The organism is Aeromonas sp. MR16, from assembly GCF_022549315.1.
Classification (GTDB): Bacteria; Pseudomonadota; Gammaproteobacteria; order Enterobacterales; family Aeromonadaceae; genus Aeromonas; species Aeromonas aquatica.
This window is the reverse complement of sequence record NZ_JAKZFK010000034.1, coordinates 1-25782: the sequence shown is the minus strand read 5'-3', so window position 1 is coordinate 25782 and position 25782 is coordinate 1. Positions and strand designations below refer to the sequence as shown.

Sequence of the window (25782 nt, the reverse complement as noted above, 5' to 3'; positions counted from 1 at the left end):
AGAGGGTGTGCCAGCCACTCCCTCTTCGCTTGTCACAACGCTCTCAGGGGCCAATATTCAACCCGGGCAGCCCCTGCCACACCAAGGCGGGATCGGGCTCGGCAATAGCCGCCGCCACCAGCTGCTCGCTCCAGCGCCGGTGCAACTGCCACATCTGCCGCCCCAGCTCCCCCTGCTCCTTGGTGCACTGCTTGGCCACGTCCGCCGTGCGATAGAAGTAGCGCACCAGCATCGTCAGCTCAGGCTCGGGCCAGCGGCAGCCAAAATGACGCAGCCGCTCGGACCAGAAGGCAATCTGGCCCCGCTCGTGCTCCTGCTCCACCGCATGCAACGCCGGGATCAGATCCATCGCCTGCCAGAGCGCACCATAACCGACGAAGCGCTCATCCAGCGCCTCCAGCGCCTGATCCAGCAGCTGCAGGCTCTGCGGCCAGTCGGCGGCCTGCTGCTTGATCGCCTCCTGCGCCTCGCACACCGCTGCCAGCCAGTCCAGGGCAAGGCGGCAGATGATCGCCTCCTTGTTGGGAAACAGGTGATAGAGCGACTTGATGCCCACCCCGGCGCGCGCGGCGATGGCATTGGTGTTGAGCGCCGCAAAGCCCTGCTCCTGCAGCAGCGCCAAGGTGGCCTGCTCGATACGGCTCGCCACGTCCTGGCTGCGTAACTGCCTGGGCTGGCGCCGCATACAGAACTCGGTCGGCAGTGAATGATCCGTCATCTCGTTTCCTCAACATGGTGACTGGTTGTCATAACTACATGATGTGACAAGCTAAACACAAGCCAAAAAAAATGCAGTAATCACTGGCATTTTTCAGGATAGCTGCAATAAACAAGGTGCTCATATCTGCAGTAAAGACTGCAATTAACTCAAGGAGAGCGCGCTATGGATAGCAAAAAGACCCCCTTCAGGTTGGGGGTGACCACCCTGTTGGCCGCTGGCCTGCTCGCTGGCTGCCAACAGGACAACAGCAGCGAGGCCCCACCGGCCAACACCCTCTACCTCAACGGCCAAATCCACACCCAGGATGGGCAACGCAGCCAGGCCGAGGCCATGGTGGTCAGCGATGGCAAGTTCACCTATGTGGGCTCCCGTGAGGGGGCCGAAGCCTTGCAGAACAAGGCAACCCAAGTCGTGGATCTGCAAGGCAAGATGGTGCTGCCGGGCCTGCACGACAATCACATTCACCTGCTCGGTACCGTGGCGCTGGACATGTGCGACCTCGATGGCCAGAGCATCGATCTGGATCAGCTCGCCGCCAAGGTCAAGGAGTGCCTGCCCCGCTATGCCCCCAAACCGGGGGACTGGTTGGTTGTCAATCAGTGGTCCCCCTATGACGGCAACACCCCGACCGCGACCTACGGCACCCTGCTGGCGGTGCTCGATGCCATGGCGCCGGACAACCCCGTGATGCTGGCCGGGGTCGACGGCCACGCCGGTGGCTACAACTCCCAGGCGCTGGCACTGGCCGAGGACAAGGACGGCAATGTCGTTGGCTTCAACCCCACCACCCTGGCGGCGGGGGGCGTGTTTGCCGACTTCATCCCCTACGTGGACTTGACCAGCGGCGTCATCCGCGACGCGGCCCGCAGCGCCATCCCTGTGCCCGACAGCGGCGTGCTGAGCGCGAGCGACGATCAGGCCGCCGCCCAGTATGACAAGATTTTGCCGGCCATCTCCGAGCTGATGGCGTCGCGCGGCATCACTGGCATTCAGGATGCCTGCGCCAGCGATTTCATCCGCCAGCGTCTGCGCAACATGGAGGCGCAGGATCTGCTGCACATGCGCGTCACCGCCGCGACCTGCTTCCACGACGATGATTTCAGCGGCAAGCTCGATCTCGCCAGCCATCTGGCCAAGGCCAGACAGGTCAGGGACAGCTTTGCCGAGGATCCGCTGATCAAGGCCGATGCGGTCAAGATCTTCCTCGACGGCGTGATAGAAGGGGACCCCTTCACAGATCCCGTCTTCCTGCCCAACGCCGGCATGCTGGAGAACTACCACCGCCCCCATCTGGCCATGGATCCCAGCAGTGCCGAGGTCACCATCACCGCCGACAGCGAGGACGCGGGCAGCAACGGCATCGTCAACTACAAGGATGCGGACTTGAAGCGTTACGTCAGCGCCCTCGATGAGGCCGGCTTCAGCATCCACATGCACAGCATCGGCGATCGCAGCACCCGGATGGCGCTGGATGCGCTGGAGGCGGCCCGGGCCAGCAACGGCGATCATGGTATTCCCCACACCCTGGCCCACCTGCAGGTCGTCCACCCGGACGATCAGAAGCGATTGGGAGAGCTTGGGCTCTATCTGACCTTCACCTATGCCTGGACCAACCCCCAGCTGGCCTACGACATGCTGGTCTCCCCCTTCATCCAGCCGACCAAAGCGGGTCAGTCCTTGAGCGAGGCCATCTATGACCCCCTCGGCTATCTGCACGACGCCCTCTACCCGGTGGAGAGCACCCGCAAGGCTGGCGCCGTGCTGGTGGCGGGCAGCGATGCCCCGGTGGACAGTCGGGATCCGCGCCCCTTCGAGAACATGGCCGCCGGTATCATGCGAGCGGCGGATGGCCACGACGAGTATCGCGCCAGCCAACGTATCTCCCTTTCCGAGATGCTGGCCGCCTATACCATCAACGGGGCCAGAGCAGTGCGCCAGGGAGACATCACGGGATCCATCGAGGTGGGCAAGTCGGCAGACTTCATCGTGCTGGACCGAGATCTGTTCGCCCTGGTCAAGGCCGGCACCCCGGAGCAGATCGCCGGCACCCAGGTCGAGCGAACCGTGTTCCAGGGGGAGACGGTCTATCCCGTCACCGGCGCAACCCCCTGAGCCCGTCACCATGTAAAAGGCCCCGCGAGGGGCCTTTTTTTATCGTCAAACTGCCGCGTTTCTTGTCTAGGGCGACGGCACCACCTCGTCGATCAGCCCGGGCTGCAGGGCCAGGGTGAAGAGCGCGGCCACCATGTCCGACTGGGTCAGGATCCCCACCAGCCGTTCCCCCTCCAGCACCGGCATATGGTGCAGCCCCCCGTCGGAGAAGGCCCCCACCAGATCGTACAGTGGCTGATGGCTGCGCGCCGTGCGCACCTCCCGGGTCATCAGATCCGCCACTCGCCACTGCGCCAGGGCGATGGCCTCCCTCGGCTGCTGCCGCTCCCTGTCGATCATCAGATCGTGCAGCGTGATGATCCCGACCAACCGGCCGCTCTCGTCGACCACCGGCAGCGCCTTGATCCTGTGGTGGGCAAGCAGGCGCCAGGCCGCCATGGCCGACTCGTCCGGCGAGATGACGATGAGATCCCGCGACATCACATCCTGGCAGCGCACCGTGCCCACCCGCTCGCGCAGGGCGTGCAACTGCGCCTCCTGCAGCAACTCCTGCAGATCCTGGCGGCTGATGTCGAGCAGCTCGCCATGTTTTTCCAGCGCGAAGTCGATGTCGGTGGCGCTGGCAAGGCGTGCGCTCGGTTCGGGATCCGCGGTCTGGTGGCGATTGGGCTGCGCCTTGCCGCCATTGGGATAGCGACGCCCCAGCAGGCGGTTGTAGCACAGCCCCAGCACCAGCAGCAGGCATGAGTTGATGAGCACCGGCAGCAGCACATAGCCCACTCCGAGCTGGCGAATGCTCTCACCACCGATGACGGCGGTCAGTGCCACGGCGCCGCCGGGGGGGTGCAGGCTGCGGGTGAGGAACATGGCCGCGATGGCCAGCATCACGGCGCAGGCGCTGGCGAGGGCCAGATCCGGGATCAAGGTGGCACTCGCCACCCCCATCAGGGCCGAGACGCCGTTGCCCACCACGATGGACCAGGGCTGAGCCAGGGGGCTCGCCGGGGCGGCAAACAGCAACACGGCGGAGGCCCCCATGGGGGCGATCAGCCAATGGGCGTCCACCCCCAGTCCCCACTGACACAGCCAGCCGGTGCCCAGCAGCCCGATGAAGGCGCCAAGGGCGCCATAACCACACTCTTTGAGGCCGGTATTGGTCGATACCGGAAAGAAATCCCTGAACTGCATCCTGCTCCCGACGACGATAAGGTTTATTTCAAATGCGCAATATTAACGGCAGAGCCACCGCAAAGGCCAGCCATGGAGCCGTCACCGCCAACAGCCGTGATAAAGAGACCAAAAAAGAGGGAAGGCCCAGGCCTTCCCTCTCTCGTTACTTATCCCTGCTCTGCTTCGTTATTTTTATCCCTTCAGGCCAGCTCGGCCCGCAGCGCCTTGGTCGCCTCCACCATCACCTTGAGGGCGGCGGTGGTCTCCTCCCAGCCGCGGGTCTTGAGGCCGCAATCCGGGTTGACCCAGAGCCGGTCCGCCGGAATTTGTTCGGCAGCCTTGCGGATCAGATCCTCAATCCAGCCCTGGCTCGGCACGTTCGGCGAGTGGATGTCGTAGACGCCCGGCCCGATCTCGTTCGGGTAGTTGAAGCGCTCGAACGCCCCCAGCAACTGCATCTGGCTGCGACTGGTCTCTATGGTGATGACGTCAGCATCGAGCGCCGCCACCGCCTCTATGATGAGGTTGAAGTCGCTGTAACACATGTGGGTGTGGATCTGGGTGCTGTCCACCACCGGGCTGGCGCTCAGGCGGAAGGCACGCACCGCCCAGTCGAGATAAGCCTGATGATCCTGCTTGCGCAGGGGCAGGCCCTCGCGGATCGCCGGCTCGTCGATCTGGATGATCTTGATGCCGGCGGCTTCCAGGTCCGCCACCTCGTCGCGAATGGCGAGGCCAATTTGCAGGGCAGACTGCTCGCGGCTCACGTCTTCCCGGGGGAAGGACCAGCAGAGGATGGTGACCGGGCCGGTCAGCATGCCTTTCACCGGCTTGTCGGTCAGGCTCTGGGCGAACTTGGTCCATTCGAGCGTCATGGGAGTCGGGCGGTCGATGTCACGGGTGATCACCGGCGGCTTGACGCAGCGGGAGCCATAGCTCTGCACCCAGCCGAAACGGGTGATGGCAAAGCCGTCCAGCAGCTCACCGAAGTACTCCACCATGTCGTTGCGCTCGGCCTCGCCGTGCACCAGTACGTCCAGCCCTATGGCTTCCTGACGCTCAATCGCATCCTTTATCTGGGCCTGAATGCCCGCCTCGTAGGCCTGGTCGTCGATGCGACCGGCCCGCCACTCCTGACGCAGCCCCCGAATTTCCGAGGTCTGCGGGAAGGAGCCTATGGTGGTGGTGGGCAGCAGCGGCAGCTTGAGATCAGTCCGCTGCGCCTGCGCCCTCACCGGGTAGGCGCTCTGGCGATCGAAGTCGCCGCTGGTGAGGCTGGCCAGACGGGACTGCACCGCTCGTTTGTGTACCCGGCTATCGGACTCCCGATCGACGATGGGCTGGCTGTAGGCGGTGATTTTGTCGATGTCACCACCGTCCAGATAGTCGGAGAGCAGCCCCAGCTCGTAGCACTTCTGCAGGGCGAAGGCGAACCAGCTGCGGCTCTGGGGATCCAGCTCGTGCTCCAGGGTCAAGTCCACCGGGCTGTGCAGCAGGGAGCAGGAAGAGGCCACCCAGAACCGCTCGCCGAGCTTGGCTTTCAATGTTTTGAGCGTCGGGGCCAGCTTGGCCAGGTTGGCACGCCAGACGTTGCGGCCATTGATGACACCGGCTGAGAGCACCCACTGGGCAGGCAGATGAGGCACCAGCGTCTCCAGTTGCTCGGGAGCGGCCACCAGATCCAGGTGCAGGCCATCCACCTTGAGGCTGGTGATGATGTCGCGCTGATGGGCCACGGAGCCGAAATAAGTGGTGAGCAGCAGCTTGCAGGGGCCGGCCAGGCGCTCATAGGCCTTGAGGCAGGCCAGGCGCCACTCGTCAGGCAGATCCAGCGCCAGGGCAGGCTCGTCGATCTGTACCCACTCCACTCCCTGGGAAGCCAGCTTGGCCAGGATCTCCTGATAGACGATGAGCAGGCGCTCGAGCAATTCGAGGCGAGAGAAACCGCTCTCTTTCTCCTTGCCGAGCCACAGATAGGAGACGGGTCCCAGCAGCACGGCCTTGACCGGCAACCCCAGCGCCTTGGCCTCTTCGACCTCGTCAAACAGCTGGCTCCAGCCCAGTTTGAAGCGCTGATCCCGGCTGAATTCCGGCACCAGATAGTGGTAGTTGGTGTTGAACCACTTGGTCATCTCGGCGGCAGCGGCGCTGGGGCCGGTGGGCGCACGGCCACGGGCCACCCGAAACAGGGTATCGAGGTCGGTGTCACCATGGCGGTGACGCTCAGGCACGGCGTCCACCAGCAGGCTGGTGCCGAGCACCTGATCGTACCAGGCGAAGTCGCCCACCGGCAGCAGGTTGACCCCGGCGGTGCTCTGGGCCTGCCAGTGGCGCTCACGCAGGCTCTTGCCCACGGCCACCAGCTCGGCCTGGGTGGTCTCGCCACGCCAGTAGGATTCGAGGGCAAATTTCAGCTCGCGCTTGGCGCCGATACGGGGAAAACCGAGGGTGTGTGCGCAGGTCATAGGTCCAATTCCTTATGCTCGTTCATCTGATGGGAAACTGGATGATTTGGCCATCCAGATGTTTACACATCTAGAATGTCGAGATAAGGTGGCCCTGGCTATTGAATCCTTTTCAACTGGCTCTCAAGAAATTCTCAACTGACGCGCAAGGGAGTCTTAGCCCATATGGAAGTCAGCCTGCAACGGACGCAACAAGGAGCCCCATCATGACCGCACCCCACCCCACGACCGGCAGTCAGAGCGGCAACCTGGGCATCGATCTCAAGCACCTGAAGACCATCAGCGCGCTGGCCGAGCAGGGTTCACTGGCGGGGGCGGCCCTCTGCCTCAACCTCACCCAGTCCGCCCTCTCCCACCAGTTGAAAGAGCTGGAGACCCGTCTCAACCTGGAGCTCTACTTGCGCAAGAGCCGGCCCCTGGTGCTGACGGCGGCGGGTCAGCAGTTGCTGCATCTGGCGCGCCAGGTGCTGCCCGCCCTGGCCCTGACCGAGCGGCAGTTGCAGGCCTTGCACAGCGGCGATGCGGGCAGGCTGCATCTGGCGCTCGATTGCCACAGCTGCATCCAGTGGCTGCTGCCGCTGCTGCCCGATTTTCGCCGCCAGTGGCCAGGGGTGGATCTGGAGGTGGAGTCTGTGCCCGGCTTCGATGCCATCAGCGCCCTGCTCGGCGGCCAGCTCGACTTGCTGCTCACCTCGGACGTGCAGGCCCGCGGGGATCTCCACTTCGAGCCCCTGTTCGCCTTCGATCTCACCCTGGTGATGGCGCCGGACCACCCCCTCTGCCAGCAGTCACACATCAGCCCCACCGATCTGCAACGGGAGGTGCTGCTGGTCTACCCGGTGGAGCGGGCTCGCATGGACGTGTTCAGCCGCTTCCTGCAACCCGCCGGGGTGGAGCCCGCCCGCTGCAAGCTGGTGGACAACACCTCCGTCATGCTGCAGATGGCCGCCGCCGGACTCGGGGTCGCCGCCCTGCCGCGCTGGGCCAGCGAGGAGTTTGTGCGCCAGGGACTGCTCGAGGCCAGGCCACTCGGCAACGGCGTGCGCCGCCATATGTATGGCGCAGTGCGGGCCGCCGACAAGGATCAGGCCTGTTTGCAGAGCCTGTTTGAGCGCATCCGCGGCAAGATGGCGCCGGTCCCCGCAGTCGCATAAGCCCACGGCTCGGAGCACAAGCCCACAAGAAAGCCGCCCATGGGACGGCTTCGTCAAATCAGCGGTAGCGAGTACGCAACCCGGCCCTTGCCGGGTTCAGTAGGCACAATCCCCTTGGCCCCCATCATGGCAACAATGGCGTGGGCAGTTGTCACACAGGCGGCCGTCACTGCGCTTGTGGTGCAGGCAGCAGCGCTGGCGCACGTAACCGGGGACGGCACTTGCCGGCTCGAGCTCCCCACACTGACGCCAACCCGCCAGATGCTCGGCGGGCAGGCCGCAGGCGGCGAGCCAGAGCGGCGCATGGGCCGCCACCTGCTCGCGGCTTATCTCGCCGAAGAAATCGGGCACCCGCACCAGGGCCGCCAGCAGATCGTCCGCCAACAGCGGGCGAATGAAGCCGGGTCGCAGCCGCTGCACGCTCGCCATCAACTCGAACAGTGCCTGCCAGTGGCTGCGCAGCCGCCGACCCACCGCCTCGATCAGCACCTCCCGCTCGCCCCTGATCATGGGCAGGGCCGGCAGGGTAAAACCGGACACCAGCCCGGCGTTATAGCCCAATCCCATCCGATCCAAAGCGGGCACGGCCCCCACCCGATAGACGGCGACCATGGCCAGATAGATGGATTGCCAGCAGAGCATGCCCCAGCTGCGAGTCAGCCAGTAGGCAGGGCCCGCCTCCGGGTGCGCCAGCCGCCAGTGATCGTGCAGCGCCAGCGTCACCTCTGGTGGGGCCAGATCGGTGTCGGCGGGCGCCAGCAATGGCATGGCCTCCGCCACCAGCCGTCCCTTGAGGGAGGGAATAAGCTGCTCGGCCGCAGCGAACAGGGCATCGTGCTCCGCCTGGTGACGGGCCCGCTGATGGCTGGCCAGACTGCCGAAACCCTTGTCACCAAATCCAAGAGTGCTGCCAGAGGAGCCGCCACGCGCCGGCATCCCGTGATGAGAGGGCCCCGGCGTCTGGCCGGGGCGCAGGCTTAGAATACGTATTTGAGTCGAGCCTCCATGTTACGCTCGGCACCGAACCAGCAGTTGTTCTGGTCGTAGCAGGAGTAGTAGGTTTCATCGAACAGGTTGCTGACGCTGAGCGAGGCTTCGACTCCCTTCAGGCTGTGACTAAGCGCCGCCAGATCGTAGGAGGCAGCCAGGTCCATCAGCAGGTAATCCGGCACCGTGTCGGTGTTGGCGGCATCGAGCTGCGCCTCACCCACGTAGCGCAGGCCGGCACCGATACGCATCCCCTGCAGGCTGCCGCTCATGTGGTAATTACTCCACAGGGAAGCCATCTGCTCGGGTACCCAGACCGGGGTCTTGCCCTGCAGATCTGTGGTGTCACGGGTAATTTCCATATCCAATCGGGTGTAACTGAACGCCAGATCCAGGTTGTCGGTCAGATCGGCCCGCCCTTCCAGCTCGATCCCCTTGGAGACGATCTCGCCGGTCTGCAGCTTGGGCCCATAGATGTTGTCCGGATCCGTGACCAGGGCATTTTGCTTGGTGATATGGAAGGCGGAGACGGTGAAGGTCTTGCTCATGTCCTCAGACAGGTACTTGAGACCCCCTTCCCACTGCTGAGCCGTCGAGGGCTCGAAGGCCTGGCCATTCTTGTCGGCCCCTGGCACCGGTTCGAAACTGTCGGCGTAACTCATGTAGGGCGAGAAGCCATTATCCAGCTCATAGAGTCCACCGAACCGGAAGGAGACGTTGTCCTGATCAATCTGTGCCAGGGAGTGGCTGGCGGATCCCATATAGAGGCTGTGGCTGTCGGTATCCATCCGGTAGCTGTCATAGCGGGCGCCACCGATGACCACCAACCTGTCGAGGCGCATCTGATCCTGCAGATAGAACCCCGTCTGGTACTGACGGATACTCTGCTGATCCTGATAGTTGAAGACCAGCTCGCTCGGCACGATCTGGCTGTGGTCCGGGTCGAAAATATCGATGGGGGGAGCCGAGTAGTCGAGGGTGTCCTTATAGAGGATCTTCGCGTCCAGATACTGGTAATCGATGCCGATCAACAGGTTGTGCTGGGCCGCACCGGTCTGCACCTTGCCCGCCAGCTGGTTGTCGATGACGAACCCTTTGGAATGCTCGTCGGTTAAATAGGCATTGCGGGCCAGGGTGCGATTGTCTGCCGCCAGCGCCGCGTTATAGGTATTTTTCTGATAGGCAGACGAGTCCATGTAGCGGGCATTTTGCAGCACCTGCCAATTGTCGTTGAAGTCGTGGCTCAGTTTGTAACCGAGCAGAGCCACATCCCGGTTGTACTGGTTCCAGTTCTCGTCACCGAGGAAAGTATCGCTGTCCAGCTGACCCAGCGGGTTGCTCTTGACTGAACCGCTGGCGGGCACCGTGGTGTAGATGCCGGCGGCCGGATCCTTCTGGTAATAGAGATTCAGGTTGAGCAGGGTACGATCACTGAGCTGCCAGTCCAGCGACGGCGCAAACACGTAACGCTCCTCTTCCGAGGTCACCGCCTGGCCCTCTTTCTGGCGGGCCAGCCCCACCACGCGGTAGGCGAGCTGCTCATTGATGGCGCCCGTGCTGTCGACGGTCATCTCCTTGAGTGTACCGGTCCCCGTGGCCACGCTGACACTGTGCTTGGCTTCCCGCTGCGGACGCTTGGCGATCAGGTTGACCATGCCACCGGGCGGCATGCTGCCGTAGAGCACCGAGGTCGGCCCCTTGAACACCTCTAGTTGCTCGATGGCCACCGGATCTATCTGGGGTTGCAGGTTCCAGTTGTTGTATTGCAACAGCAGGCCGTCGTAGAAGTTCTGGTAGTTGTCAAATCCCCGAATATTGAACAGATCCAGCCGGCTGACCGCACCGCCCCGCAACTCGGTGTTGACGCCCGGCACATAGCGCAGCGCCTCGCTCACCGAGCTGACCCCGCGCTGCTCCAGGGTTTCGCTGTCGACCACCGAGATAGCCTGTGGCGTCTCGATGGGCTCGAGCTGGGTCTTGGTCGCCGTATTGCGATAGGTCTGACCGAGCACGGTCAGCGTCTCGTCGGCGATCGCCGTATCCGGGCTGGTGGGCGCAGCGGCCAGCACAGAGCCTGCCAACAGGACGGAGATGGTCGCGGCGACCACGGTCAATGGGGGGTGAACAAGTTGCATCTGATCCTCGACTGCCTACTGCATGTGAATAGTAACAAATATCATTTGCATTTTATTGTTCTATTTTGCCCCTGAATTAACAATTTGGGGCATGTTGGCGGAGAAAACGGGGAAATCCGGGTCAAGTCAGCCTCAACCGACAACATCCATCGGCGACCGAAAAAGCGAGTGAATTCAAATGACTATCTACAGCAGAAATTAAACGCGATTGAATGGGGGTCAGGAGAAAGGCGCGAGCTCAGCCTGGGTGGGAGGTAGCATCAACCTCCGGCTGCACCGTGTCGGCTCAGATCGCCTCACAGGGGGCGACGGGCAGCCAGTATTCCATACGGGCATCCGCCTGCTGGCCATTGAAGTGGGGGCCGTAGCGCTCCAGCTCGAAGCCATCCAGCCCCCGATAGCAGGAGCCGGGCAGCCAGTGCAGGATAAACCAGTTGAGGGTCTCCGCCAGCTGCTGGATGGGGCCCACATGGCTGAGCACCGCATACTCCTGGGACGGGATCGTCAAGCGAGCAAATCCGGCGGGCAGGATGGCGTCTTCCGTCGCCGCCACCCCGGCCCAATAGGGCAGCGCCGCCCCCGCCGCCGACACGTCCACCACCCCCAGCAGCTCACCCGTCGAGGGCAAGCCCCCGGCCGCCTGGGCCGCGCGCCAGATGGCAGGCACCGTCTGGTGGAAGTCGGGCTCGTTCGCAAACAGTCCCCGGATCTCCCCCTTTATCCCGTGCAGCACGAAACCGGCCCGGCTCTCGACCCGCACCTGTACCCATTTCGGCGCGCAGGCCTGCGGCGTCTGGGCCCGCACCAGCGGCATGGAGAGGCCCAGCCGCTGTCCCCGCTTGCGATAGGCCAGCGGCGAGCAGCCAAATTGCTGCTTGAAGGCACGGCTGAAACTCACCTCGGAGCCAAAGCCATAGCAGAGCGCCAGATCCAGGACCCGCTGCCGACTCGAGAGCAGCGCCTCTGCCGCCTGGCTTAATTTCAGCTCGCGCACGTAGTGGGCCACGGTGAGCCCGGTCTCGTGCAGGAATACCCGCTGCAACTGCCAGCGAGACCAGCAGCTCTGCTCCGCCAGCTGTTCCAGAGAGAGGGGTTCATCCAGATGGGCATGGATGTAGTCGAGCACCCGCTCGATGCGGGTGAAGTGGGAACGAGCCTGTGGCACTGGGCCCGGCAAAACGGGGGGAGCGGATGTCATGATGGGTTCGGATCTCTGCCGGCACGGGCAGTGGCTGTCCAGGTGGGCCCATTAAACATGGCCGTGGTGCCGGCGGCAAGCCTTCTGCCGACCCGGCCAGCCATGAAGGGGCTCTGCCGCCCCCCCACGGACTTGGTCGTTCAGGGCGATAGCCCTGTACCCCAGCCGCAGTGCGCTCCCTGCTCTATCCCGCAGACTCATAGCGGGCGGGACGGCGCGGCTCCCTGCCCCTCCTCAAAGTGGCGACGCAGGGCGGCGATCACCCGCCGCACCTTCTCCGGGATCTCCCGCTGGGGGGTGATGGCATGGATCTCCATGGGGGGCACCCGAAAGCCCGGCAACAACTCGAGCAGCAGGCCACAGGCGAGATCCTCGGCGATTTCTCCCTCCGGTTGCAGCGAGATCCCCTGCCCCGCCAGGGTGAACTGGCGCAGGGGTAAGACGTTGTTGCAGATCACCCTGGGTTTTGGCCTCAGCTTGTGCCCCTGCCCCTTCTCATCGAGCAGCATCAGGCCCCCGCCGAGCAGATCCGACGCCAACCAGTCATGGGCCAGCAGATCCTCAGGGCTGCGCGGGTTGCCCTTGCGGGCGAGATAGGCGGGCGAGGCGCACAGCAGCATGCGGGTCTGCCCCAGCCGGCGCGCCACCAGGGTGGAGTCGGACAGGGTGCCAACCCGCAGCGCCACGTCGATGCGCTCGGCAATGAGATCCCGCTTGCCATCGTCGGCAATGATCTGGATGCACAGGCCCGGGTGGGCCTGCAACAGCGGCGACAGCGCCCGTGCCAGGGGTTGACCGGCCATGCCCACCGGCGCGGTGATCCGCACCTCGCCGAGCAGGCTGTCGCGCACCTCGGACAGGCGCAGCTCGGTCTGGTTGAGGGTCTGTTGCAGGGCCTGGCATCCCTGCCACACCACCTCCCCCGCCTCGGTCAGGTTGAGGCGACGGGTGGAGCGGTGCAACAGGCTGAGGCCGAGCAGGCTCTCGAGCTGACTGATGTGTTGGCTGACGGCGGAGGGGGTCATGCCGAGGGCCTTGGCGGCCCCGGTCATGGTGCCCGCCTCCACCACGGCGGCGAAGATGGCGTAGCGTCTTAGCTGTTCCATTATTAAATCCAGCTTACAAGTGAATGCATTTTATAGAGGATTATTAAATCACAATCGGGGGCGTAGGATAGCCTCATTCCAACAGTGAAGGAGAATCCCCATGAAAATTGCCCTGATCGGTGCCAGCGGTTTTGTCGGCGCAGCCATCCTCAACGAAGCCATCGACCGTGGTCACAGCGTCACCGCCCTGGTGCGCGACGTCGGCAAGATTGCGCCCCATCCCCAGGTCCGCGCCGTGGCCGTAGATGCCCAGGACCCTCAGGCCCTGGCCGAGGCACTCAAGGGACACGATCGGGTGATCAGTGCCTACAACCCGGGCTGGAGCGTGCCGGACATCTATGAGCAGTACCTCAAGGGGGCCAACGCCATCGTCCATGCGGCCGTGGCGGCGAAGAGCTGGCTGCTGGTCATCGGCGGCGCCGGCAGCCTGGAAATCGCCCCCGGGGTGCAGCTGGTGGATACCCCGGACTTCCCGGCCGAGTGGAAGCAGGGCGCCCTGGCGGCCCGCGACGGTCTCACCGCCCTGCGCCGTGAAACCACCCTCGACTGGCGCTTCGTCTCCCCGCCCGTGTTCCTCGAGCCCGGCGAGAAGCGCGGCGGTTACCTGCTCGGCGGCGATCAGGTGCTGTTTAGCGGCGACAAGCCAGCCGGGATCAGGGTCGGGGATCTGGCCGACGGGGTGATGAACGAGGTAGAGCAACCGGCCCACCTGCGCCAGCGTTTCACCCTGGGCTACTGATCGTCTGATCGTCGCGCCGCCCCATGGACATCAACTTTCATGGGCAGCCAGAAACACCATAGAAACGAGGGAGGATGATATCTCCCTCGTTTTTTTTTGCCTCCTATAGCAGGTTTCTCTGCCTGTCCATCCCCTGTCAGCCAAAGCGTCCAGCGCCAGGCTCATCCCGAATGGATCGCCCGTCAAACGGCCATGGATGCCGCTCAAGCCACCCATCCCCGAACAGTATTCGATTTCTATTTCGATTTTTGTATATAACTAAGAATAATTCGTTGTTTTGCCGTTATAACTCCAAATCGTAGTATCACCTCAAGCCAGTGGGTTACCGCTCGAGTTCGGCCTCAAGGCCGCCGCCGGCGCACCACTATTCGATAGCGGGATAGGATCCCAGGATCTGACCGCGTGAGGAGATGCACATGGAAAACGTATCACTGCCCATCATCGATTATGCCGCCCTGAGTGGCGCCCCCGAGGCTCGCCGCCAGATGCTGGCAAAGCTCGGCCAGGCGGCACGGGAGGTGGGTTTCTTCTATCTGACTGGCCATGGCCTGAGCGAGGCGCAGCAGCAAGAGACCCTGGCACTGGCGGCGCGCTTCTTCGCCCTGCCGGAGCAGGAGAAACGCACTGTGCAGATGGTGCACTCCCCCCATTTTCGCGGTTACAACCAGGTGGGGGCCGAGCTGACCCGGGCCAGACCGGACAGGCGCGAGCAGTTCGATATCATGGGCGAGGAGGCGGCGATAGGCGCGGAGGCGCTGCACCAGCCCTGGCAGCGACTGACAGGCCCCAACCAGTGGCCCGCCGCCCTGCCCGGGATGAAGGCGCAACTGCTGGACTGGCAGGCGCGCCTCACCGACATCACCCTCGGCCTGCTCTCGGCCTTCGCCGAGGTGCTGGAGCAGCCGGCGGAGGTGTTCGATGCCAGCATCCGCGGCGCCCCCTATCAGCACATGAAACTCATCCACTACCCGGGCCGGGAAGTGGGCAGCAGCGACCAGGGAGTCGGCGCCCACAAGGATCCGGGCTACCTGACTCTGGTGATGCAGGACGATCACTCCGGCCTGGAAGTGGAGACGGCAAACGGCTGGATCTCCGCACCGCCCCTGCCGGGCGCCCTGGTGGTCAACATCGGCGAGCTGCTGGAGCTGGCTTCCAACGGCTACCTCAAGGCGACCCTGCACCGGGTCGTGAGCCCGCCGCCCGGGGTTTCGCGCCTCTCCTGCGCCTTCTTCATGGCGGCGAGGCTGGATGCCACTGTGCCGCTGCTGACCCTCTCCCCGGCCCTCGCGGCCGAGGCGCTGGGGCCCGAGAGCGATCCGACCAACCCGCTCTTCTATCAGGTGGGGGAGAACGTGCTCAAGGGCCGACTGCGCTCCCACCCGGACGTGGCGGCGCGCCACTATCCTTCTTCACAGGAGCAGGGCACTCTGCGGCGGGAAGCCGTGCCCGCCTGAACATACAGCGGTGATGGCCCATTTTGCCATCCCGACTCAAGGGGCGATGCCAAGACCCTCGCCCCATCAACAGTGACATGAGAACATCCGCCAGCTCGCTGGCAACGACGGAGCAAGACGATGAAATTCAAGACCATGAGCGTGCACAGCGGCCAGCGTATCGATCCCCAGACCGGCGCCCTCACCACCCCCCTCTACCAGAGCAGCACCTTCAGCTACTTCAATGCCCAGACGGGCAAGGAGCGTTTCGCGGGCCAGGCCCCGGGTTTCATCTACAGCCGCTTTGGCAACCCTACCACCGCCGAGCTGGAGCAGAAACTGGCGGCACTGGAAGGGGCAGACGAGGCATTGGTAGTGGCGAGCGGCATGGCGGCGGTGAGTGCCATCCTGTATGCCCTGGCGGACAGCGGTGACGAGGTAGCCTACATAGGCCCGCTCTACGGCGGCACCGATGCCTTCCTCAAGCAGACCTTCAGCCGCGCCGGCATCAGGGTCACCGCCTATGACAGCGATCAGGATCTGCTGGCCAACATCAGTCCCACCACCAAGGTGGTGCTGTTCGAGACGCTGACCAACCCCACCCTCAAGGTGGTGGATCCGCGGATCGTGGTGCAGGCGGCCCGCAAGGTCGGCGCCATCAGCGTCTGTGACAACACCTTCCTCACCCCCTATCTGCTGCGTCCGCTGGAGCTTGGCATCGACATCGTCATGCACAGCGGCACCAAGTATCTCGGTGGGCACGGCGACATCATTGCCGGAGTGGTGGCCGGCTCCCACGCCCTGATGAAGTCCATCCGCACCGTGGCCCTCAAGCACATCGGCTCCCCCATCGGCCCGCAGGAGGCTTATCTGCTGCAGCGCGGCGTCAAGACCCTGCCCCTGCGCATGGATGCCCATCTGCACAACGCCCAGAAGGTGGCCGAGTTCCTGGCCGCCCACCCGGCGGTGAAGAAGGTGATCTATCCGGGGCTCGCCAGCCATCCGGGTCACGACACCCTCGGCGCCTTCGCCAGCGGCTTTGGCGGCATGGTGAGCATAGAGCTGGAAGGGGGCTTTGCCCGCTGCGCTACCCTGCTCGACAACCTGCAGCTGTTCGTGCAGGCGGTAAGCCTCGGGGATCTCGAGAGCCTGGCCTGCCATCCGGCCAGCACCACCCACGCCGCCATGGACGAGACGAGCCGTCTCGCCGCCGGGGTGAACGACGATCTCATCCGCTTCAGCATCGGGGTGGAGGATGCAGACGATCTGATCGCCGATCTGGCGGCGGCGCTGGCGCTGATCTGACACGCCGGTGGCGGCACTGCCGCCCGGGACCCAGAAAACAGAAAGGGAAGGCTCAGCCTTCCCTTTTTTATGCTAATCAAAATAGCATTTACATTATTATATTTCACAAAATCACAATGTAGCGATATCAAATAGCCTCATTGCATGCCTCGTCGAGACGGATCGGCTCGCTCAGCGCCCCCTCGACACGCCTCAGGCGTCGTGGTAGTCCTGACAGGCGCTCAGGGTGTTCTCCATCAGGCTGGCCACCGTCATGGGGCCGACCCCACCCGGTACCGGCGTGATGAAGGCCGCGTGATTGCGCGCCGTCTCAAACTCCACGTCACCCACCAGGGAGCCATCGGCCAGGCGGTTGATGCCCACATCGATCACCAGGGCGCCGGGCTTGACCCATTCCCCCGGGATGAAGTTCGGCTTGCCCACCGCCACCACCAGCAGATCGGCGCGGCGCACCTGGGCCTCCAGATCCTGGGTGAAGCGATGGCAAGTGGTGGTGGTGCAACCCGCCAGCAGCAGCTCCAGGGTCATGGGGCGACCCACGATATTGGAGGCACCGACCACCACCGCATGCAGACCGTGGGTCTTGACCCCGGTCGCCTCGATCAGGGTCATGATGCCCTTGGGGGTACAGGGGCGCAGCGCCGGGATGCGCTGGGCCAGACGGCCCACGTTGTAGGGATGGAAGCCATCCACATCCTTGTCGGGGCGAATGCGCTCGAGCAGCTGGGTGGTGTCGCAATGGGCCGGCAGGGGCAGTTGCACCAGAATGCCGTCCACCTCGCTATCTTCATTGAGCCTGTCGATCAGGGCCAGCAACTCTTCCTGACTCGTGTTGGCACTCAGATCGTAAGAGCGGGAGACAAAACCCACCTCTTCACAGGCACGACGCTTGCTGCCGACATAGACCTGGGACGCCGGATCCAGCCCCACCAGGATCACCGCCAGTCCAGGAGCCCGTTTGCCCAACGCGACACGCTGTTGGACCTGTGCGGCGACCTGGCTGCGAATCGTTTGCGCAACCTGTTTTCCATCAATGATTTTGGCAGACATCGTTCTTCACTCATCCTGTGTTCAACTGCGCGCATTGTCGCATTTTTTTGGCGCGGGTGTTAGCGGCTCTCGCCTGGCGGGCAATAAGTAGGCATTTGAATTTACTGGCGGAAAAAGTCATTGACGCTGCGTTTACCGCTTGGGTATGATGCCCGCCCGTTGCCCAGTGGTACCGCTATCGGTATGCTGGACAGTGAAATTTCGGTGATTAGCGCAGCCCGGTAGCGCATCTGGTTTGGGACCAGAGGGTCAAAGGTTCGAATCCTTTATCACCGACCAGGTTCATCGGGAAGTCCCCAGGACTCCTCGATACAGAGCGCCCTTAGCTCAGTCGGATAGAGCAACGGCCTTCTAAGCCGTGGGTCGCAGGTTCGAATCCTGCAGGGCGCGCCATTAATGTGAGGGCTTTTAAAGCACACATTAACGGCCAATTTCAGTGGTGGCTGTAGCTCAGTTGGTAGAGTCCCGGATTGTGATTCCGGTTGTCGTGGGTTCGAGCCCCATCAGCCACCCCATTATTCTTTTTGCGCTGCTCGCAGCCAACAGCCGTCAGTCTGACTGACCGCGTGCACCCTTTGTCGCACGATCAAAAACCGGCCCAGTGCCGGTTTTTTGTTTTTGACGCTCGGGCTCATGCCAGAGAAGGAGCCGACCCGGACGTCATTCGGCGAGGTTCGCATTCCAACAACTCCCCGTGCCAAGGGAGCCACCAATGACAAGAGCTGGAAAAGCGCCAGAGCACAACCCTCTCCTCCATCGGCACCTTGATAGCGAGTTCGAGCCACTCGAATGCCAGCAATGTGACTTTACCTGCCAGCCCTAATCTGCCCGCCAAGCCAACCCTCCTTGGCTTGACCGCCCGCAACTGACTTGTTCGGCGTCTCGCATCCGGTGAGAGAAAACCAAGGCTCGCTGGCATTCACTCCACAGCGCGTGATGGGAGTCATGGCGCTCCCGCATAGAAAAGAAACAACCCGGCAATTATTAGTTGCCGGGTTGTGGCTCAGACTGGCCATCGGAGTAGCGACGGGATCCCCGCCCCTCTCTAGCCTAGGGGTTGTCGATGTCGAGCCTGTGGTTGGTCAGCATGTAATCGAGCACCTGGGATGCCGTGCTGTTCGAATCTCCCGTCATCGAGCCGAAGGTATGATTCGCCAGCACTATATCCTGCGTCACCTGATGGGTCGTGGTGTCCTTTACCTGCAGATGGATGCCATCGGTATCCTGCACCATGGAGAGCAGGCTCTTCAGATCGTCCACCGACTTGCTGCCATCGTGGTCAAGCAGATCGCTCAGATCCAGCCGGTCACCTTCCCCCTGATTGAAGTCCGCAACATAGTCCCTGGTCACCTCGCCTGCGTGTGTGTCTCCCTGCAACCAGACGAAGCTATCGGCGCCACCACCACCGTGCAGGGCGTCACTGCCCGCCCTGCCGGCCAGGATGTCGTTGCCAGCTCCCCCCTGCAGATCGTCATCTTGCAGGGTGCCGATCAGAGTCCCGCTGGAAGCGCCACCATACCCGACCCGCACACCGCCCTCGGCATCGTCCGTCAGCAGGAAGTCCCCCTCCGAGTAGTGGCCAAGCAGATGGAGCTCGGCGCTTTGCACCCCGTCGGTCACCGTCAGCAGGCCACCGGTGCCATGGGCATTGGCGCTGTAACTGAGTCGGGTATCGGCACCCAGGATCAGATCGCCGAGCAGCAATTCATCGTCCTGTTCCAGACCCAGGATGGTACCAAGGGATGCCGCCTCATCCGCCCCGACCACCAGGGTACCGGCCCCATCACCGTGGAAGGCCAGGCTGCCAATATGGGCCGCACCGGCGAAGGAGAGGGTCCCATCGCCGTCTATGGTGGCGCTGCCGCTGCCCGTCACATCCCCCAACAGGCGCAGATCACCGCCGTTGGCCCACAGATGTCCGCTGTTCTCCACCGCACTGGCCACCGTCATGCCCCCCGCCCCCGTCGACTCCAGGGTGCCGCTGTTGCCGATGACATTGTTGCCGGTGTCGAGCTCCAGGGCATGCAGGCCGTTGGCCAGGATCAGGCTGGCGTTGAGCAATGCCATCTGACCTGCGCCGATGTGCCCCGCCCCCGAGATGCTGTTGTTCTCGTTCACCAGCCGAGCCTGGGATGAACTGCCGACGATCAGGTTGTTCGGATTGTCGGACAGCACCACCTGACCACCGCCGCGGAGGGTCAGGTGCTCGACCAGCACCTCCAGACGGGTGGTCTGGCCGTGGGAGTCGAGGACGACGCGGCCACTGTTGTCGAGGAAGCCCCCCAGCGGCAACATGGCGCCGTCGTGGATGACCATCTCACCGGCGTTGCTCAGCTCCGGCGCCAGGTCGAACACGACGTTGGCCGCGCTCAAAGCCGTGCTATCCACCCCGCGCAGGGTGATGCTGGAGTCCGGCCCCAGGGTGACGACCGCATTCCCCTGACCATCGTCGGCAATCTGCAGGCTGGCGAAGTCCAGACCCGCACCAAAGCCAATCAGATCGAGCCTGTCGGCCGCCACATCGAAGCCGTAGACCTGGTTGTGGGCGATGGGCTGGGCAAACACGAAGGTGTCCGCGCCAGCGGAACCGCTGAGATTGTCGTCCTGCGACAGGGCGAAGATCGGCGAGCCGGGGGCGTAGGCTTCGACGTTGTCCAGCACTGTGCTGCTGCCTGTGCTGCCGTCGGCGTTGGTCCAGCTCATGTGCACCGGCAAGACCATGGCCCCGGCGAAGTCCGCGGCAGTGGTCACCGTCAGGCTACTCGGATCGTCAGTGACCACAGTCCAGGTGCCGTCGCCATTGTCGGTGCCTTCACTCAGAGTCCAGCCTTGGGGAACGCCAGCAATGGTCAGCATCACAACATCCGCATGACCTGCAGGTGCAGCCAGCGCGAGGTGGATAGGTTCCCCAGCAGTGCCTGCAGGCGCAGTGCCTGTTATTGTGCTGACATTCCCCGCCATATCCGTCAGGGTTATGGTAACGCTATTTCCGTTCATGGCGTCTCGGTTACCCGATGCCGTCCATGTCCCATTGGTAGCGGAGCCAGAACTCAGCGACAAACTGAAATCTGCAACATCATTGCCGTTATCGTGAACGCTCACTGATGCAACCCCAGTAGCATCAGTCACCCCCGATAATGTAAACAAATTGTCAGTATTGCTGTAAAGATTGCCTAGTCCTCCTGTGACCGCCGGCGCCGCTGTATCGACAGTGATATCGCGGGCTCCACTCGCCGATAGTGCGCCCGCGTTACCAGCAGTGTCAGTCACCGCCGCCCGCAGGTTGTAACTCGTCCCGTTCGTTAACGCTGGTGTTGTGATGTCGACATAGCCGTTGGTGATGTTAGCGCCCGACAACGTCACCGCCCCGCCCAGCGCAGTCGTGTTATTGGACAGCTGCACCGTGTTGCCAGCCAGCGCCCCAGTCCCGCTCAAGCTGACCCGTACAACCAAGCTCGTGTCGTTGGTAAAGCCATTATCTGCCACGTCGCCCTGGATGGTGCCGACGTTGTCGGTCACGAGGGTGATGCTCGGCGAGGCCGGCGCAGTGGTATCCACCGTCACGCCAAAGGCGGCCGATAGATTCCCGTTGCCGGCGGTATCGATCAGTGCGGCAGTCAGGCTGTGCGCGCCCTCGACCAGCGCCGAAGTGGTAAAGCTCCAGGCGCCACCACTGGTCGTAGTGGTCGTACCAATCAAGACCCCACCGTCAAATATTCCTATCGCTTGGCCGCTGCCTTGGGTAGATGTGCCAGTCAACGCCAACGTGGTGTCATTGGTGCTCGCCCCGTTCGCCAGCGTTCCGGTGACGGGGAGCACGTTGTCCGTCACAGTGCTGATCGTTGCCGTCCCTGTCGGTGCGTTCGTGTCGATGGTCACGGCCTGACTGTCCGTGTTGCCGACGTTACCGGCAGCATCTACCACCCGCGCCTGATAGGTAAAGTTGCTGCCATGCGAGATGCCGTCAATCAGACTCCAGCTTGTGCTCGTGTTTTGCGTCACATCGGTCCAGTTCGTTCCTCCATCGCTGCTGATCTGGATTTTTTCGCCGCTGCCCAGCGCCATGTTGCTACCCGACACGGTCAATGAGGTGTCATTGGTGATGAAGTCGCTACTCGATATGCCGCTGTCCGTACTGATAGCGGTAATGTTCAAGGTTGCCGTCGGGGATAAGGTGTCGATCGTGGTGGTGAAGGCGGCAGACGCCGTGCCCTGGTTGCCCGCCGCATCTTCGATCCGCACCGTGTAGCTAACGTTGTCGCCGTTGGCAAGCGTGCTGTCCGTGTACGTCCAGCTGCCTGCCGAGGCGGTAGCCGTGCCCAGACGCGTTGCACCGTCATAGACCGCAATCACTTCGCCTGCGCCCAGGGTACCGGTATAGGTACCGGCCAGCGCCAACGAGGTGTCGTTGGTGCTACCACCGCTGGTCAGCGTGCCAGTAACAGGGCTGACGTTATCGGTCACCGTGCTGATCACGGCCGTTTGCGTTGGCGCCGTCATGTCGATCGTGGTAGTGAAGGCGGCAGACGCCGTGCCCTGATTGCCTGCCACATCTTCAACCCGCACGGTGTAACTGACACTGTCGCCATTGGCGAGCGTGCTGTCCGCGTATGTCCAACTGCCTGCCGAGGCGGTAGCCGTGCCCAGACGCGTTGCACCGTCATAGACCGCAACCACTTCGCCTGCACCCAGGGTACCGGTGTAGGTGCCAGCCAGTGCCAACGAGGTGTCGTTGGTGCTACCGCCGCTGGTCAGCGTGCCAGTAACAGGGCTGACGTTGTCGGTCACCGTGCTGATCAGGGCCGTTTGCGTTGGCGCCGTCGTGTCGATAGTGACGGGCAATGCTGCCGACACTGCACTCACATTACCAGCCACATCAGTGGCTTGGGCGGTGAAGTTGTAGTTGCCTTGGGCCAGCGTGGTGCCGGTGTGATCGAAGCTCCAGTTGCCCGAGCCATTGGCCGTGGTGGTGCCGATACTGACGCCATCGCGAAACACCTGGACGCTGCTGTTGGCTTCGGCCGTACCGTTGATGATCAGTGTGGTGTCGTTGGTAATTTCATCCGTGCCGCTGCTGCCATTGTCGGCGGTCACATTGTTCACCACCGGCGCGGCCACACTGGTATCGACCGTGATATTCAGCGCCCCCGAGGCCGAGGCGGCACTGGTATTACCGGCGACATCCGTCTGGATCGCACGGATGTTGTGGTTGCCCGCCGCCAGCGAGACATCCAGGCTGAACACACCTCCTACTACCGTCGCAGTACCCAGACTCTCGCCAGCATCGATGGCGCCATCGTTGTCGATGTCACGGAAGACGGTGACGGTTGCGCCGTTTTCTCCCGCACCATCGATGGTCAGCGCGCTGGTGTTCTGAGTGAGGTTGTCGCTATTGCTCGACCCGCTATCGTCCGCTGCCGCCAGGTTGAGCGCAGTCGGCGCCGCTGCCGTGTTGTCGAGCGTATAGCTGTTGTTATTGGCGCCCGTTGGCGTGGTGGCGGTCAGGGCGTTGCCGGCGATATCAGTGATATTTTGGCCGCCGGCGAAGCCCAGGGTGACGGTCCCGTTCAGGCTGGCCAGATTGCCACCGGAAATGGTCACGTCGTAAGTATTGGCATTGATGGCCGAAACCCCGGTGACCGTCGCTGTCGTGCCATTTACCGTGAAATCGCCAGTGGACACATTGGCCACGGCCTCGCCGAAGGTCACGCGGAAGGTCAGGCTGTCCGCGTTGGTGATGGCCGTTGCCGGGGTCTGGTTGACGATCGCACTGACGGTGGGTGCACTGGTATCCACAGTCACCGGCAGTGCGGCGGAAACGACACTCAGGTTGCCTGCCACATCGGTAGCCTGGGCGGTGAAGTTGTAGTTGCCTTGGGCCAGCGTGGTGCCGGTGTGATCGAAGCTCCAGTTGCCCGAGCCATTGGCCGTGGTGGTGCCGATACTGACGCCATCGCGGAACACCTGGACGCTGCTGTTGGCTTCGGCCGTGCCGTTGATGACCAAGGTGGTGTCGTTGGTGATCTCATCCGTACCACTGCTGCCATTATCCGCAGTGACCGCACTGACCACGGGGGCGGCCACGCTGGTATCTATGGTCACTACGAGCCCCGCCGAGGCCGGGCTGATGTTACCCGCCCAGTCGGTCACTTTGGCTGTCAGCGTATGTGCGCCGCTGGTCAGCGTGCTGCTGGTGATGGTCCAGCTACCATCCAGCGCGGCAATGGTCGTGCCCAATACCGTGGTGCCGTTGGTATCGTAGAGCGTAACCGTGGCCCCGGCCTCGGCACTTGTGCCACTGACGGTGGGTGTATTGTCACTGGTAATGTTGTCCGTGCTCGACAAGCCGGAGTCGGAAGCCACCTGCAGATCGGGCACCGAAGGTGCTGCCGGTGCGCTGCTATCGACAGACAGAATATGGTCGTAGCCGCCGAAGACTACCTTCACCGGCATCGCACCCTGCGCGTTGGCACCGATCAGGGTATAGGTCTGGCCACTGGCGAAATTGCCACTGCCCGTCGTATCCACCGACACCAACAGGTTTTCACCCGACACCGACAGTTTGACAAACTTGGCCACATCGGCGCCCGCCTGGAAGCCGGTCAGCAGGGACGAGAGGTCGAGTTTGTCACCTTCGGTGAAGTTGTAGTCGGCGATGATGTCCGCATTCGCAACGCCAGCGGCCTCGGCTCCCCATTTGAAGGTGTCAGCCCCACCGCCGCCAGCCAGCATATCGCCCCCGGCACCACCGATCAGCACATCTGCACCGGTGCCACCCAACAGCAGGTCATTATTAGCGCCACCATCCAGGGTATTGCCGCTGTTCTGCGCCACCAGTACGTCATTGCCAGCCAGACCGGAAACCGTGCCAGCCCCACTGGCGATGATCATTTCCGCGCTGGCCGTACCGGTCAGGCCGAGGATCTCACCCGTACCACCGCTGTTGGCCGCGATGACGCCCTTCCAGGTTGTATTGATGTCGAGATAGTTGTTCGACGGGGTCACTGTATCCCGGGTCGACCAGACATTGGCCAGGCCGATATTTGCAACCTCGAAGTAACCGCTTGGGCTGACGGTGGCATTCCAGCTGGTCGCATCCAAGTTCAGATCATTGCCATCGGCATTGAACAGGAAAGTCTGCAGATCGTCGCGCGTCGTGGCGTTCGTCAGGATTTCCTGCAGCTGGGTGGCCGTAAAGTTGAGATAGATGGTGTCCGTGCCAGTGACAAAGTCATCCGTATAATTGGTCGCCGCCGCACCTACATGGCTCCAGCTGGTATAGACGGTGTCACCGCCACTCCCCGCATTGAGCGTGGGCGCGAGCACATTGACCCCTGCATAGTTGTTGGTGTCCGCGTTGCCGGTACTGGTGAATGTCGCTTCGCTGACAACGTAACTGCTGATACTGCCACCCGAGTTGATGGCGATGGTGAAGGTATCCGGATCATTACCATTGCTATCGTGGGTGAGATTGTTGCCAGCAAGCCAGGCGTTGATATTGGCGATGGTGCCCGTGATCGTTGCGTTATTGCCCCCCACTGCCGTCCCACCCGAAGGCGCACCGGTCACGCTGAAGCTGCTGTCACCACTGGTACGAGTGATGGTCACCGTCACCGAGCCGGTGGTGTCAGCATCGACAAACATGAGCCGATTGAACGGCGTCTGATCCCCCGAATCCGGATCGTACTGCAGGTTGTCCGGCGCAATGATAACCGAGGCATCGGCGGTGCCGTTGATGGTGATCACCACGTTGTGCGTTGTGCCATCGGCCGTCGAGACGACGATCGTATCCGTCAGTGTTCCGCCATTGGACAGTTGCTGTATCGCAGCGTGCGTATTGTCCGCCTTGTAACTCCAGGCACCGCTCGCATCAATAGAGAAGAGACCATAGGCGCTGGCCACATTGGTCTGTACCGTGAATGTAGCGGCGCTATCTACATCCGTCGCATCCAGATCTCCACTTGCCACCAGTTGACCAGCAACAAGGGCGGTATCTTCGGCGACAGCAGCAGTGCCGGTGCCGGTGATGACGGCTGCATCGTTGGTGCCCTGGAGGGTGATGGTCACCGTCTCGGTGGCACTGCCGCCGTCGTTGTCGGTCACGGTCACGTCATAGCTGAAGGTGACCGTCTCGCCGGCCGCCAGGAACTGGGTGGCGGCATTGCTCACCGCGTAGTCCCAGCTGTCGCCGTCGGCGGTGAAGCCGC

At 62.9% G+C, this 25782-nt stretch carries 14 protein-coding genes and 3 tRNA genes; 8 read left to right on the top strand and 9 right to left on the bottom strand.

Annotation, left to right across the window (positions count from 1 at the left end):
* Positions 1–43: 43 nt before the first annotated feature.
* A complete protein-coding gene (locus MM194_RS18755) occupies positions 44–718 on the bottom strand; it encodes a TetR/AcrR family transcriptional regulator (RefSeq protein ID WP_241344443.1) in 675 nt (224 codons plus the stop codon).
* Positions 719–883: 165 nt separating this feature from the next.
* Between MM194_RS18755 and MM194_RS18750 the strand changes: the two genes are divergently transcribed.
* Complete coding sequence (locus MM194_RS18750) at positions 884–2833, top strand: amidohydrolase (protein ID WP_241344442.1); 1950 nt, start codon at positions 884–886, stop codon at positions 2831–2833.
* A 66-nt stretch (positions 2834–2899) separates the two neighbouring features.
* Here the strand turns inward: MM194_RS18750 and MM194_RS18745 are convergent, their stop codons facing one another.
* Entirely contained in the window at positions 2900–4021 is a 1122-nt protein-coding gene (locus MM194_RS18745) for an HPP family protein (protein ID WP_241344440.1), read from the bottom strand.
* A gap of 182 nt (positions 4022–4203) precedes the next feature.
* Positions 4204–6468, bottom strand: coding sequence for a 5-methyltetrahydropteroyltriglutamate--homocysteine S-methyltransferase (metE, locus tag MM194_RS18740; RefSeq protein WP_241344438.1), 2265 nt, complete (start codon positions 6466–6468; stop codon positions 4204–4206).
* Between the two features lie 206 nt (positions 6469–6674).
* Here metE and MM194_RS18735 point away from each other — a divergent pair, with 206 nt between their 5' ends.
* A complete protein-coding gene (locus MM194_RS18735) occupies positions 6675–7622 on the top strand; it encodes a LysR substrate-binding domain-containing protein (RefSeq protein ID WP_241344437.1) in 948 nt (315 codons plus the stop codon).
* 96 nt (positions 7623–7718) lie between these two features.
* On the opposite strand, the gene MM194_RS18730 is transcribed toward MM194_RS18735, so the two are convergent.
* The 4 genes from MM194_RS18730 to MM194_RS18715 form a co-directional block, all read right to left on the bottom strand.
* Positions 7719–8558, bottom strand: coding sequence for a siderophore ferric iron reductase (locus tag MM194_RS18730; protein ID WP_241344435.1), 840 nt, complete (start codon positions 8556–8558; stop codon positions 7719–7721).
* Between the two features lie 41 nt (positions 8559–8599).
* On the bottom strand, positions 8600–10744 hold the full coding sequence (locus tag MM194_RS18725; protein WP_033132576.1) for a TonB-dependent siderophore receptor: 2145 nt from the start codon (positions 10742–10744) through the stop codon (positions 8600–8602).
* A 286-nt stretch (positions 10745–11030) separates the two neighbouring features.
* A complete protein-coding gene (locus MM194_RS18720) occupies positions 11031–11942 on the bottom strand; it encodes a helix-turn-helix domain-containing protein (protein WP_033132577.1) in 912 nt (303 codons plus the stop codon).
* A 197-nt stretch (positions 11943–12139) separates the two neighbouring features.
* Positions 12140–13048: a LysR family transcriptional regulator gene (locus tag MM194_RS18715; RefSeq protein ID WP_033132578.1), complete on the bottom strand. Its 909-nt coding sequence runs from the start codon at positions 13046–13048 to the stop codon at positions 12140–12142.
* A gap of 100 nt (positions 13049–13148) precedes the next feature.
* Between MM194_RS18715 and MM194_RS18710 the strand changes: the two genes are divergently transcribed.
* From MM194_RS18710 to MM194_RS18700, 3 genes are all read left to right on the top strand, one after another.
* Complete coding sequence (locus tag MM194_RS18710) at positions 13149–13787, top strand: NAD(P)-dependent oxidoreductase (protein WP_241344433.1); 639 nt, start codon at positions 13149–13151, stop codon at positions 13785–13787.
* Positions 13788–14203: 416 nt separating this feature from the next.
* A complete protein-coding gene (locus MM194_RS18705) occupies positions 14204–15241 on the top strand; it encodes a 2-oxoglutarate and iron-dependent oxygenase domain-containing protein (RefSeq protein WP_241344431.1) in 1038 nt (345 codons plus the stop codon).
* A 120-nt stretch (positions 15242–15361) separates the two neighbouring features.
* Positions 15362–16525, top strand: a complete 1164-nt coding sequence (locus MM194_RS18700) for an aminotransferase class I/II-fold pyridoxal phosphate-dependent enzyme (RefSeq protein ID WP_241344429.1) — start codon at positions 15362–15364, stop codon at positions 16523–16525.
* A 192-nt stretch (positions 16526–16717) separates the two neighbouring features.
* Here the strand turns inward: MM194_RS18700 and folD are convergent, their stop codons facing one another.
* Positions 16718–17575 carry a bifunctional methylenetetrahydrofolate dehydrogenase/methenyltetrahydrofolate cyclohydrolase FolD gene (folD, locus tag MM194_RS18695; RefSeq protein WP_033132582.1) on the bottom strand — a complete coding sequence of 286 codons (858 nt, stop codon included), beginning with the start codon at positions 17573–17575 and terminating at the stop codon, positions 16718–16720.
* A gap of 202 nt (positions 17576–17777) precedes the next feature.
* Here folD and MM194_RS18690 point away from each other — a divergent pair.
* The 3 genes from MM194_RS18690 (at position 17778) to MM194_RS18680 (ending at position 18090) form a co-directional block, all read left to right on the top strand.
* A tRNA-Pro gene (locus MM194_RS18690) sits at positions 17778–17854 on the top strand.
* A 37-nt stretch (positions 17855–17891) separates the two neighbouring features.
* Positions 17892–17968 (top strand) — tRNA-Arg (locus MM194_RS18685).
* 46 nt (positions 17969–18014) lie between these two features.
* Positions 18015–18090: transfer RNA gene (locus MM194_RS18680), tRNA-His, on the top strand.
* A 535-nt stretch (positions 18091–18625) separates the two neighbouring features.
* Here the strand turns inward: MM194_RS18680 and MM194_RS18675 are convergent.
* Positions 18626–25782, bottom strand: a 7157-nt coding sequence (locus tag MM194_RS18675) for an Ig-like domain-containing protein (RefSeq protein ID WP_277605159.1), incomplete at its 5' end; no start/stop codon positions are given.